Source organism: Burkholderia sp. IMCC1007 (assembly GCF_027257875.1).
Classification (GTDB): domain Bacteria; phylum Pseudomonadota; class Gammaproteobacteria; order Burkholderiales; family Burkholderiaceae; genus Burkholderia.
The window spans coordinates 1-12478 of record NZ_JAPVQY010000031.1 but is presented as its reverse complement, the minus strand read 5'-3'; the positions used below and the strand labels follow the sequence as shown (position 1 = coordinate 12478).

Here is a 12478-nt window from a genome sequence, read left to right as displayed (position 1 = left end):
GGCCACCCAGGGAGAAAACCGCACCATGCAGCAACTTTCGTTCGTCCCTTCCCTTCGTTCGACGCGGCGCTGGCTCGGCGCGGCGTTCGCCGGCGCATCGCTGATGCTCGCGGCGACGCACGCGTTCGCGGGCGGCACCGAGCAACTGAAGGCCTTCGTGTCGCAGGTGCGTTCGGCGAAGGGCGATTTCACGCAGCAGATCGTCAAGGCGCCGAGCAAGGGCGCGAGTGCCAGCGCGGCGCAGCCCGCACCGAAGCCGAACGACAATTCGAGCGGCACGTTCGTGTTCTCGCGTCCGGGCAAGTTCATCTGGACGTACCAGAAGCCGTACCAGCAGGTCCTGCAGGCCGACGGCGACAAGCTCTACGTGTACGACCGCGACCTGAACCAGGTCACCGAGCGCAAGCTGAACGGCGCGCTCGGCGCGAGCCCGGCCGCGATCCTGTTCGGCAGCAACGATCTCGACAAGAACTACACGCTGCGCGATGCCGGCGAGAAGGGTGGCATCGAGTGGCTCGAGATGTTGCCGAAGGCGCAGGACACGCAGTTCCAGCGGATCGGCATCGGTTTCCGCAACGGCACGCTTGCCGCGATGGAGCTGCACGACGTGTTCGGCAACGTCACGCTGCTGACGTTCACCAACATCCAGACGAATCCGCCGCTGAAGAGCGACACGTTCAAGTTCGTCGTGCCGAAGGGCGCCGACGTGATCGCCGGCTGAACGGCGCCGCGCCGTTCTCGCTGACAAGGGCCTGCCGGCGACGGCAGGCCCTTGTCGCTTTCGGGCGCGGCGGCGGGTTCGCGCGGCTGTCATAATGTGGAGTCAGGCGGCCGGGTCGGCCGCCATTGTTTGATGTGGAGCGAGGGTTCATGTCCGACCTGTTTCAAGTCGAGCCGCGCCGGCCGCTCGCCGAGGCGCTGCGGCCGAAGACGCTCGCCGAGGTGATCGGCCAGACGCATCTGCTGGGCGAAGGCAAGCCGCTGCGGCTCGCGTTCGAATCCGGCAAGCCGCATTCGATGATTCTGTGGGGGCCGCCCGGCGTCGGCAAGACGACGCTTGCGCGCCTCACCGCGCTCGCGTTCGACTGCGAGTTCATCGCGCTGTCCGCGGTGCTCGGCGGCGTGAAGGACATCCGCGAGGCGATGGAGCAGGCGAAGGACACGCTGAACCGCACCGGCCGCCACACGATCCTGTTCGTCGACGAGATCCACCGTTTCAACAAGGGGCAGCAGGATGCATTGCTGCCGTTCGTCGAGTCGGGGCTCGTGACCTTCATCGGCGCGACGACCGAGAACCCGAGCTTCGAAGTGAACTCGGCGCTGTTGTCGCGGGCGCAGGTCTATGTGCTGCAGTCGCTGAACGACGACGAGATGCGCCAGTTGCTCGCGCGCGCGCAGGAAATCGCGCTCGACGGCCTCGCATTCGACGACAAGGCGATCGACACGCTGATCGGCTACGCGGACGGCGACGCACGCCGCTTCCTGAACCTGCTCGAGCAGGCGCAGACGGCCGCATCGTCCGCCCGCGTCACGACGATCGATGCCGATTTCGTCAGCAGCGCGATGACGTTGAATGCGCGACGCTTCGACAAGGGCGGCGACAATTTCTACGACCAGATCTCGGCGCTGCACAAGTCGGTGCGCGGGTCGAGCCCGGATGGCGCGCTGTACTGGTTCTGCCGGATGATCGACGGCGGCGCGGATCCGAAATATCTGGCGCGGCGGATCGTGCGGATGGCGTGGGAAGACATCGGCCTCGCCGACCCGCGCGCGCTGCAGATGGCGAACGACGCCGCCGCGACCTACGAGCGGCTCGGCTCGCCCGAAGGCGAACTCGCGCTCGGGCAGGCGGTGATCTATCTCGCGTGCGCGGCGAAGAGCAACGCGGGCTACAACGCGTTCAACCAGGCGATGGCGTTCGTGAAGCAGGACAAGTCGCGCGAGGTGCCTGTGCATCTGCGCAATGCGCCGACCAAGCTGATGAAGGAACTCGGCTACGGCCACGCGTATCGCTACGCGCACGACGAGCCGAACGCGTATGCGGCCGGCGAGACGTATCTGCCGGAAGGCATGCGCGAGCCGCACTGGTACAAGCCGGTGCCGCGCGGGCTCGAGTCGAAGATCGCCGAGAAGCTCGCGTGGCTGCGCGAGCTCGACCGCGAGGCCGGCAAGAAGGGCTGACCGGCAGCGCATGAGCGCGGCCGGCGCTGCCTGCGCTGCCTGCGGTTCGCTAGCGCTTGCGGCCCGGCTGTTTCTTCCAGTACTCGAACGGCTCTTCGTGGCATTCGATGTCGAGCTCCGCGACCCGCGCATGCAGGCGCTCCTGCGCATCGGCGATCGCGAGGTTGTAGATCGCCGGCGCGATCTCCTCGACGAAGAAATGCAGCAGTGCGCCGGCCTGGATGTTGCCGATCGGCTCGTCCATGTTTTCCGTGAAATAGCGTTGCAGCGACGCGATTGCGCGGTCGCGGACATCCTTGTCCAGTTCGATGGCCATCGGGTTCCTCGGTGAAGGTGACGGTGATGCGAAAGCGCGTGCGTGGCCCGCCGCAGGGCGTCGGGCCGGCGCGATTGTCCGGCGCTTCGCGGCGGCGCGGCGCGAGCCGATCGACCCTCGGCCGACGCACGGGCCGCTCACGCGATACTGCCACTCCGGCCGGAGGTTGCGCCATTGTCCGTCCGGCCAATGCCGTGGCGGCCCCGCGGTGCGTTAGAATTCCCGTCCTACACAACGATTTTCCAAGTCCTCCCATGCTCGACATCCAGTTGCTGCGCAAAGACCTCGACGGCGTCGCCAAGCGCCTCGCCGATCGCGGCTACACCCTCGACGTCGCCGCGTTCTCCGCTCTCGAAGCGGAACGCCGCGCGATCCAGACCCGTACCGAAGAGCTCCAGGCGCGCCGCAACAGCCTGTCGAAGCAGATCGGCGCGATGAAGGGGAAGGGCGAGGACACGTCGGCCGTGATGGCCGAAGTCGGCGGGATCGGCGACGAGATGAAGGCGTCCGAAGCCAAGCTCGGCGAAATCCAGACGCGCCTGTCCGACCTGATGCTGGGCATGCCGAACATCGCGCACGACAGCGTGCCGGTCGGCAAGGACGAAGCCGACAACGTCGAGGTGCGCCGCTGGGGCACGCCGCGCCAGTTCGACTTCGAGGTGAAGGATCACGTCGACGTCGGCACGCCGCTCGGCCTCGATTTCGAAACCGGCGCGAAGCTCGCCGGCGCGCGCTTCACGATGCTGCGCGGCGCGATCGCGCGTCTGCACCGCGCGCTCGCGCAGTTCATGATCGATACGCACACGCAGCAGCACGGCTACACCGAGACGTATACGCCGTACATCGTGAACCCCGAAATCCTGTACGGCACGGGCCAGCTGCCGAAGTTCGCGGACGACATGTTCCGCGTCGAGAAGGGCGGCGCCGAGAACACGATCACGCAATACCTGATCTCCACGTCGGAAATTTCGCTGACGAACACCGTGCGCGAATCGATCGTCGAAGGCTCCGCGCTGCCGATCAAGCTCACCGCGCACTCGCCGTGCTTCCGCTCGGAAGCCGGCTCGTACGGCCGCGACACGCGCGGGATGATCCGCCAGCACCAGTTCGACAAGGTCGAAATGGTGCAGGTCGTCGCGCCGGACGCATCGTATGCGGCGCTCGACGAGATGGTCGGTCACGCTGAAGCGATCCTGCAGAAGCTCGGCCTGCCGTACCGCGTGATCACGCTGTGCACGGGCGACATGGGTTTCTCCGCCGCGAAGACGTTCGACCTCGAAGTATGGCTGCCGGCGCAGAACACCTATCGCGAGATCTCGAGCTGCTCGAACACCGAGGCGTTCCAGGCGCGCCGGATGCAGGCGCGGTTCCGCAACGCGCAGGGCAAGCCGGAACTCGTGCACACGCTGAACGGTTCGGGCCTCGCGGTCGGCCGCACGCTGGTCGCGGTGCTGGAGAACTACCAGAACGCCGACGGTTCGGTCACGGTGCCGGAGGCGCTGCGTCCGTACATGGGCGGCATCGAGCGCATCGACGCGCCTGCACAGGCGTCGTAACGCGGGCCTTTCGAAGCCCTCGCAAAAAAATTTGCAGAAAGGGCTTGTCAGCCGCGAAGCGATCGTCTTATAATCTTTTTCTCGCGGAAACGACCAGCCGCGAAATGCAGCAAGGAAGGAGAGGTGGCAGAGTGGTCGAATGTACCTGACTCGAAATCAGGCGTACGGTTTCCCCGTACCGTGGGTTCGAATCCCACCCTCTCCGCCAAAATACGAAGCCCCGTGATTCGAAAGGATCATGGGGTTTTTCGTTTTGGTCGCCCGCCGCGCGTCGCCATTCCGCCGACGTGATCGCGGCAATTCGCCGCTACTTTTTCAGCTTCAGCCTTCGTATCGCGCGCCGTTAACACGGGGCGGCGGCGGGCGCCATCCTGCGCCGGCGCCGTTTCCCGTCGATTCAAGGGCCCATGAAGCTAAGCTACAAGATTCCCTTCGCATTCGCCGTCGCGTTGCTGCTGATGTTGTGCGGCGCGCTGTACGGCATCCGCATCCTCAACCGGTCGATCGATACGTTCGCGAACGACGTGCAGACGCACGTTGCCGACGAGCGGCTCGTGTCGGCCACGCTCGTGCAGTTCAAGCTGCAGGTCCAGGAATGGAAGGACACGCTGCTGCGCGGCAAGCAGCCCGACAAACTCGACAAATACTGGCAGGCATTCCAGACGCGCGAGCGCATGGTCGATACGCTCGCCGCGCAACTCGTCAACCGCTTGCCGCCCGGCGTAAGCCGCACGCTCGTCGAGCAGTTCGTGCGTGCGCATGCGGCAATGGGCGACGGCTATCGTCGCGGTTTCGACGCGTTCAAGGCAGCGGGCTTCGATCCGACGGCGGGCGATACGGCCGTGGCGGGCGTCGATCGCGCGCCGGCCGCGCTGCTCGAGCGTGCCGCGAAGGCGATCGCCGACGAGAGCGCTGCCGTATCGGCCCGCGCGAGCCGCGACGCGCAGCACGCGAGCACGGCGAGCGTCGTGCTGATGCTGATCGTGCTCGGCGTCGCGATGATCGGCGCGTTCCTGTTCAGTCGCGCGATCCTGCGGCCGCTCGATCGTGCGGTGGCCTGTGCGCAGGCGGTGGCGGGCGGCGACCTGACGCGCGACGTCGACGCCGCAGGCCGTGACGAGATCGCCGATCTGCTGCGCGCGTTGCAGGCGATGCAGGCGAGCCTGTCGGGCGTCGTGCTCGAAGTGCGCTCGCATGCCGAGTCCGTCGCGACGGCGAGCGCGCAGATCGCATCGGGCAATCACGACCTGTCGGCGCGTACCGAGGCGCAGGCTGCATCGCTCGAGGAATCCGCGGCCAGCATGGCCGAGCTGACGGGCGTCGTGCGCCAGTCGGCCGAGCACGCGACGCATGCGGCGCAGCTCGCGCACGATGCGTCGGGCATTGCTTCCGCGGGCGGCAGCGTGATGGCGCAGGCGGTCGACACGATGAGCGGGATTGCCGCCAGCGCGGCGCAGGTCGGCGAGATCATCGCGGTGATCGACGGCATTGCGTTCCAGACCAACATCCTCGCGTTGAACGCGGCGGTCGAGGCGGCGCGTGCCGGGCAACAGGGTCGCGGCTTCGCGGTCGTCGCGGCCGAGGTGCGCACGCTCGCGCAGCGCAGGAGCAAAGCGGCGGCATCCAGCAGGTGAACCTCGCGGTCACGCAGATGGATGAAGCGACGCAGCGCAACGCCGCGCTGGTCGAGCAGGCGTCGGCGGCGACGCAGGCGCTGGCCGAACAGGCGAGTGCGCTGCGGCAGGCGGTCGCCGTGTTCAGGCTGCCGCAAGCCGCGTAGCGGCATCGCCGGCGACGGCGCGCGGCTCGCCGTGCCGCGTTGCGTCATGCCGCGGCCGGATACTGCGCGAGCACGCGGTCGCGGATCGACGGCTTGATGTTCGACTGCGCCATGTTGCCGCCGTAGTGTGCGACGACGCGCGGATTCATCACGCGATACCAGAGCGGCGGCACGTACGCGAACAGGATCATCGTCGCGTAGCCGGCCGGCAGTTGCGGCGAATCGTCGAAGTGGCGCAGCGCCTGGTACGAGCGGGTCGGATTCGCGTGATGGTCGGCGTGCCGCTGCAACTGATACAGGAACAGGTTCGTGACGACGTGATTGCTGTTCCACGAATGCTGCGGCGTGCAACGCTCGTAACGGCCGTTCGGCAGCTTGCGGCGACCGAGGCCGTAGTGCTCGACGTAATTGACGACTTCGAGCAGCGACGCGCCGTAGACGGCCTGGATCACGAGGAACGCGATCACGATCCTGCCGCCCATCGCGATCGCGATGGCCCACACGACTACCGTCATCGCCCACGCGTGCAGCACCTCGTTGCGCCAGGTCCACGGCGAATGCCCGAGCCGCGCGAGGCGCGCCTTCTCGAGCCGCCAAGCCGAGCGGATGCTGCCCGCCACCGTGCGAGGCAGGAACGCCCAGAACGATTCGCCGTAGCGCGCGCTCGCGGGGTCCTCGGCCGTGGCGACGCGCACATGATGGCCGCGGTTGTGTTCGACGAAGAAGTGCCCGTACGCGACGGGCGCGAGCGTGATCTTCGCGAGCCAGCGCTCGAAGCGGTTGGTCTTGTGGCCGAGTTCGTGCGCGGTGTTGATCGAGATGCCCGTCGCGGCGCCGAGCGACAGCGCGAAGCCGACGTAGTCGTACCACGCGAGCGCATGCGTGCCGACGATCCACACGCAGGTGAAGAACGCGACGTATTCGACGAGCGTCGCGAGGTAGACGATGAAGCGGTAGTAGCGCTCCCGTTCGAGCTGCGGAACGACGGTTTCCGGCGGGTTGTCCCGATCGTCGCCGATCAGCGTGTCGAGGACCGGAATCACGCCGAATGCGAACAGCGGCCCGAACCACCAGAACACGTGAAGTCCCGTCGCAAGCGCGAGCTGCGCCGCGAGGATCGGCAGCGTGATCGTCAGCGCGCCGAGGAGCCACAGATAACGTTTGCCATCCGACCAGCTCGAGGCCGATCCGTCCGTCATTGCCATTGTCTCCCTCCTTTGTACCGTCTCCGACGCGCGGGACGTCGGGCGGCCGCATGTAGGTAGTCGTTCGAATCGTTGTCGGTGCGCGACACTGCGCGCAGCCGCGGCTCGGTGGTCCGCTAGTGCCAGTTATACGACCGTCGCGCACGCTTTCCAAACCCCGCCGCTAGGCATGAAGCTCCAAACGGCGGGCTGCGCGGGACGCAGGTCGGAAGGGGCCGACGAGGGGGATTGAAACAGCGCCACCCGAGCCGGATCGGCTCGCACGACCTTCGGTCTGGTCTGACGAATGCGCGGGCGATGCATGCTCGTTTTCGGCACGCGCGGACCGCAACGAATGTTGCAATGCAATAATTCGTGCGCAGCAGCGCGTTGCTGAGCGGCGCGAGCTGACACATCTATTACGGATCATTACGATCGCGGCGGCGAAATACCGGACACGCGCCGTGCGAATGTCATGCACGACAAAGGCGAGCGGGGCGACCTGTCCGGATCGCACTTCGCGCTCGCATGCGTTGCAGTCGATCGACCGCGAATGCTGCACCTGCACACGCGCGCGTGCCGCGTTGCCTGCCGTCTTTCGATCCGCGCTGCCATTTGAAAATAACGATTTGACTCATGCCCCGCTTTCGGTTGAAGCTAGTAACTTGCTGTCCGATGGGGGCTGTGCCTGCATGAGTTCGACCTTGACCGTTCGTCGTATCGCTGCCACCCAGGGTGGCGTGTATCGCGAACTCCGCGCTGCATCGCTGCGTGAGCCCTACGCGCCCGGCGAAGCGCCGGAGGCCGAATTGCTGACCGTCGATTCCGACGCGGCGGCGGCCATCGCCGCGCTGCGCGCCGCATCCGACGACTCGACAACTTTCCTGCTTTACACCGAAGGCCATCCGGCCGGCATGATCGGCGCGTATTTCGACAATACGCCCGAGCGGCGCGCATTCGTCAGCGAGCTGTGGGTCGCGCACGCGGTCCGGCACCTGCGCGGCGGCGTGCTGCTGCTCGAAACGGCCACCGAGTGGCTGGCCGAACGTGGTGCGAAGGACGTCTATGCATGGATCGCCGACGCGAACCGCAACGCGATCCGTTTCTACGAGCGCGCGGGTTTCGGCAATACCGGCGAGCATGCGCCGATCGCGCGGATGCCCGGCGCGATGAAGTCGCTGTTCGTGTCGCGCGTCAACACACCCTGATGGAACAACGTGCGGGCCGCCCGGCGCGATGAACGCGTTGCCGTGCGCCGGCCCGCCTGCCGGTGGCGTGCTCGCCGCCACCGAGGTCCCAAAAATAATGGCTGCACGCGTGGACGCCTGTAAAATACGCAAAAATTTTTTGCAGAGTGTCCATGTCGCTTAAAAAATCGCCATTCTTCGAGCTGCGCAGCGGATCGGTCGATACGTTGTTGTTCACCGTGAAGACGACCGATCTCGACGCGTTGCGTACCGAACTGGTCAAGCGCTTCGAAGCGACTCCCGAGTTTTTCGCCGATGATGTCGTCGCGATCGACGTCCGCCGCCTCGCGGACGGCGAACGCGTCGCGCTCGCCGACATCCGCAAGATGCTGAACGACGTGCGGATGCGCCCGGTGGGCGTCGTCGCACTGCCGACGCAGGGCTGGGCGGCCACTGCCGGCCTGCCGTTGCTCGAAGCGCGCGACCGCCGCGGGTCGGCCGCGAAACCGGCCGAGGACGCCGAGCCGGCGCCCGTCGCCGCGGCGCCCGCCGCTGCCGCGGCAGCCGAATCGACGTCCGAGGCTGCTCCGACGGCGACCCAGGCCGGCGGCCAGACGCTGGTGATCGACCGGCCGCTGCGTTCGGGGCAGCAGATTTACGCGAAAGGAGACCTCGTGGTGCTCGCGCCGGTCAGTCACGGCGCGGAGATCATCGCGGAAGGCAATATCCACATCTACGCGCCGTTGCGCGGCCGCGCACTCGCGGGCGTGCACGGCAATCACGACGCGCGCATTTTCTGCACGTGTCTCGAACCGGAACTGATTTCGATCGCGGGTATCTATCGAACAACCGAGAACCCGTTGCCCGCCGACGTACTGGGCAAATCGGTGCAGATCCGGCTCGAAGAGGAAAAACTGATGATCGAACCGCTGCGCCTGACGTGATTCACGCGGCACGCTCCGGATCGATCGGCTCTCATTGACGAACACAGGGTATTGGGTAAATGGCAAAAATCATCGTGGTGACTTCGGGCAAGGGCGGCGTGGGCAAGACGACGACGAGCGCGAGCTTCGCGTCCGGCCTTGCGCTGCGCGGCCACAAGACGGCCGTGATCGACTTCGACGTCGGCCTGCGCAACCTCGATCTCATCATGGGCTGCGAGCGTCGCGTCGTGTATGACCTCGTGAACGTGATCCAGGGCGAAGCGAACCTGAACCAGGCGCTGATCAAGGACAAGAAGTGCGAGAACCTGTTCATCCTGCCGGCGTCGCAGACGCGCGACAAGGATGCGCTCACGCGTGACGGCGTCGAGAAGGTGCTGAACGATCTGGTCGCGATGGACTTCGAATACATCGTCTGCGATTCGCCGGCCGGTATCGAGGCGGGCGCGCTGCACGCGATGTACTTCGCGGACGAAGCGCTGATCGTGACGAACCCGGAAGTGTCGTCGGTGCGCGACTCGGACCGCATTCTCGGCATCCTGTCGTCGAAGACCAAGCGCGCGACCGAAGGCAAGGATCCGATCAAGGAACACCTGCTGATCACGCGTTACAGCCCGAAGCGCGTGAGCGAAGGCGAGATGCTGTCGCTCGAGGACATCAGCGAGATCCTGCGCATCAAGCTGATCGGCGTGGTGCCCGAGTCGGAAGCCGTGCTGCACGCATCGAACCAGGGTCTGCCGGCCGTGCACCTCGACGGCACCGACGTCGCCGAAGCGTACAAGGACATCGTTGCGCGCTTCGTCGGCGAAGACAAGCCGCTGCGTTTCACCGAATACCAGAAGCCGGGCCTGCTGCAGCGCCTCTTCGGCAGCAAGTAACGGAGGTCGCTCATGTCCATCCTTTCGTTTCTCCTCGGCGAGAAGAAGAAGTCCGCGTCGGTCGCGAAGGAGCGCCTGCAGCTCATCATCGCGCACGAGCGGGTCGGCGGCCGGCCGCCGGCCGATTACCTGCCGGCGCTGCAGAAGGAGCTGGTCGCGGTCATTTCGAAGTACGTGCAGATTTCGAACGATGACATCCGCGTGAGCCTCGAGCGCCAGGACGATCTCGAAGTGCTCGAAGTCAAGATCGAGATCCCGCAAGCGTGATCCTCTGAAGGTGTCCCACCGCGCGGCGGCATGTGTCGCCGTGCGCGTCTTACGCCCTGTTGCACTTTCGGGCTCGCCGTAACACGGCGTCTGTCGGCCGTCAGCCATCCTCCCGCATTGAACGAATACGCTCGCGTCCATTGTTCACTCAGGAGGTTGTGATGGCTGTCTCTATCGTTCAACGTCGTATCGTTTCGCTCACACTGGTCGCCGCGGGCCTGGCAGCGGTTGCCGCCCCGCTCGCCGCACGCGCGGACGAGATCATCGTCGGCGCGCCGGTGCAGGTGCAATCGGCCCGGATGGTCGTCGCCGAGCCTGTCGCCCTGCGCACCGAGGAAGTCGTCGTCGTCGCGCCGAATGCGCCGCCGCCCGTGCGCTACGAGCTCGTGCCCGCGACACGCGTCGGCTATGTGTGGGAGCGCGGCCACTGGCGCTGGGATCATGGCCGCTACGTATGGATCGGCGGCCACTGGGAAGCCGAGCGCATCGGCATGCACTGGGTGCCGGGCCATTGGGATCAGCGCGGCCCGAACTGGTTCTGGACGCGTGGCCACTGGGCCTGACGGAGGCGTGCGATGAAGCGAACCGCAATTGCCATCGCGCTCGTCGCGATCACGCTGGCCGGCTGTGTCATCGTGCCGGCCCGTCCCGTCTACTACCGGCCGGCGCCGGTGGTGATCTACTAGGAAGCGCTAGGGGATTTCAGCGATCGGTTCGACATGGCAGCCGAGGTCGGCCAGGCGCTTGAGCAGCCGATTGATGGTTTTCTGTGCATCGTGGTGGTCAAAGTAGTGTGCGCCGAGATCGGCGTATTCGGCGCCGTCGCGGAGCATGAAGTAGGCTGCCGTGAGCATGGAGGCGGCGACTGCGAGGATGGCCTTCTTGGGGCCGCGTCGGGCCTTGAGGCGCAGGAACTGGGCGCGCAGATAGGTGGTCTTCACGCGTACGGCAGCCCACGCGGCGGTCACCAAGGCGGTCTTGAGCCAGGTGCCGCTCTTGCGCACACGCGTGCTGCGGCGCTTGCCCGCGCTCTCGTCGTTGCGCGGACACAGGCCAGCCCAGGACACCAGGTGGCCAGCGTCGGGGAAGCGCGTCATGTCGACGCCGATCTCCGCCAACAGGACCTGAGCGGTCAGGTCGCTAACCCCGGGGATCGTGGTCAGCAGGCGGGCACGCTGTCGGATCGGCGTCAGCGCTTTTCCCACCGCGGCGTCGAGTTCGGCCAGCGTGTGCTCCAGTGCGCCGATTACCTCCAGGTGCAGCCTGAGCATGGTGCGGTGATGCTCCGTGATGTGACCGCGCAGCGCCTCGCGCAACTCGGCGCTCTTTTTCCGCGCGTTGCCTTGGGCGAGCGCGGCGAGCCGTTCCGGGTCGCTCTCGCCGGCAACAATCGCCTTGAGCATCGCGCGGCCGCTCTGTCCGAGCACATCCGAGAGCACGCTGCCGAGTTTCAGATTGGCGTCTTCGAGCACCTTCTGGATGCGCAGGCTGTGCTGGGAGATCTCGCGTACGAGCTGCTTGCGAGTCCGGGTCAGATCGCGCAACTCCTGAATGGCGGCCGGCGGCACAAAGCTGGCGCGGATCAGCCCGTGGGCCAGCAGATCGGCGATCCACATCGCGTCGTTGACATCGGTCTTGCGCCCGGGCACGTTGCGGATGTGTTGGGCGTTGGCCAGCACCAGTTCGAAGTTGCCCTCAAGGATGTGCCACACGGGCTTCCAGTAGATCCCGGTGGCTTCCATGGCGACGTGGGTGCAGGCGTGCGCGGCCAGCCAATCGGCCAGCGCTAGCAATCCGCCGGTCGTGCTGTCAAAGCTGCGTACTTCCTGATGCGTGGGCGCCGAAACGCAGCGCACGCAGGCCACGATAGTGTCCTTGTGTACATCCAGGCCGGCACAGCGGGGATAGAGAACTTGCATGGAGCCTCCTGCCAGAGTCAACGGCACCGGCAGCAGCTCTCGTCGTCGAAATCTACTAGGCGTGCTCCAGGGTGTTGCCACCCGTGGTCACAATTCGGGGTGCTCGCAGGGCTGCGGGTCCAACTACTGAACGGGCTCGGGGCACCAAGAGCGGGCCGACCTCGTTACCGATACCTTCCGACATCTTATGCTTCGCCAATCAGCAAAGCACCGGCCGTAAGCCCGCTTCATCCTTCGGAGTCGGGCAGGCCCGATGGACAACTACTGAG

The 12478-nt window shown here is 66.1% G+C and carries 11 protein-coding genes, 1 tRNA gene and 1 pseudogene; 10 read left to right on the top strand and 3 right to left on the bottom strand.

Going from position 1 to position 12478, the window contains the following annotated elements; translation table 11 throughout:
* The first annotated feature begins 25 nt into the window (after positions 1-25).
* Positions 26-721, top strand: coding sequence for an outer membrane lipoprotein chaperone LolA (gene lolA / locus O1Q03_RS23850; RefSeq protein WP_269506483.1), 696 nt, complete (start codon positions 26-28; stop codon positions 719-721).
* Positions 722-870: 149 nt separating this feature from the next.
* A complete protein-coding gene (locus O1Q03_RS23845; protein WP_269506482.1) occupies positions 871-2181 on the top strand; it encodes a replication-associated recombination protein A in 1311 nt (436 codons plus the stop codon).
* Positions 2182-2230: 49 nt separating this feature from the next.
* Here the strand turns inward: O1Q03_RS23845 and O1Q03_RS23840 are convergent, their stop codons facing one another.
* A complete protein-coding gene (locus O1Q03_RS23840) occupies positions 2231-2497 on the bottom strand; it encodes a DUF2164 domain-containing protein (RefSeq protein ID WP_057928507.1) in 267 nt (88 codons plus the stop codon).
* Positions 2498-2751: 254 nt separating this feature from the next.
* Between O1Q03_RS23840 and serS the strand changes: the two genes are divergently transcribed.
* The 3 genes and pseudogenes from serS to O1Q03_RS23825 all read left to right on the top strand — a co-directional run bounded on the left by serS (position 2752) and on the right by O1Q03_RS23825 (position 5833).
* Positions 2752-4053 carry a serine--tRNA ligase gene (gene serS / locus O1Q03_RS23835; RefSeq protein WP_269506481.1) on the top strand — a complete coding sequence of 434 codons (1302 nt, stop codon included), beginning with the start codon at positions 2752-2754 and terminating at the stop codon, positions 4051-4053.
* 117 nt (positions 4054-4170) lie between these two features.
* Positions 4171-4261 (top strand) — tRNA-Ser (locus tag O1Q03_RS23830).
* Between the two features lie 199 nt (positions 4262-4460).
* Positions 4461-5833 (top strand): annotated as a pseudogene (locus O1Q03_RS23825) (methyl-accepting chemotaxis protein).
* Positions 5834-5877: 44 nt separating this feature from the next.
* On the opposite strand, the gene O1Q03_RS23820 reads toward O1Q03_RS23825, so the two are convergent.
* Positions 5878-7038 (bottom strand): alkane 1-monooxygenase, encoded by a 1161-nt coding sequence (locus O1Q03_RS23820; protein WP_269506480.1) that lies wholly within the window; start codon positions 7036-7038, stop codon positions 5878-5880.
* Between the two features lie 671 nt (positions 7039-7709).
* Here O1Q03_RS23820 and O1Q03_RS23815 point away from each other — a divergent pair.
* From O1Q03_RS23815 to O1Q03_RS23795, 5 genes are all read left to right on the top strand, one after another.
* Positions 7710-8225, top strand: a complete 516-nt coding sequence (locus tag O1Q03_RS23815; protein WP_332112550.1) for a GNAT family N-acetyltransferase — start codon at positions 7710-7712, stop codon at positions 8223-8225.
* Between the two features lie 152 nt (positions 8226-8377).
* The gene (gene minC / locus O1Q03_RS23810) at positions 8378-9148 is read left to right on the top strand and encodes a septum site-determining protein MinC (RefSeq protein WP_269506479.1); all 771 of its coding nucleotides are present in this window, start codon (positions 8378-8380) and stop codon (positions 9146-9148) included.
* A gap of 59 nt (positions 9149-9207) precedes the next feature.
* Entirely contained in the window at positions 9208-10023 is an 816-nt protein-coding gene (gene minD / locus O1Q03_RS23805) for a septum site-determining protein MinD (protein ID WP_269506478.1), read from the top strand.
* A 12-nt stretch (positions 10024-10035) separates the two neighbouring features.
* Entirely contained in the window at positions 10036-10290 is a 255-nt protein-coding gene (gene minE / locus O1Q03_RS23800; RefSeq protein WP_006400798.1) for a cell division topological specificity factor MinE, read from the top strand.
* Positions 10291-10451: 161 nt separating this feature from the next.
* Complete coding sequence (locus O1Q03_RS23795; RefSeq protein WP_269506477.1) at positions 10452-10853, top strand: YXWGXW repeat-containing protein; 402 nt, start codon at positions 10452-10454, stop codon at positions 10851-10853.
* 129 nt (positions 10854-10982) lie between these two features.
* Here the strand turns inward: O1Q03_RS23795 and O1Q03_RS23790 are convergent, their stop codons facing one another.
* Complete coding sequence (locus tag O1Q03_RS23790) at positions 10983-12209, bottom strand: IS110 family transposase (RefSeq protein ID WP_269506476.1); 1227 nt, start codon at positions 12207-12209, stop codon at positions 10983-10985.
* Positions 12210-12478: the final 269 nt, after the last annotated feature.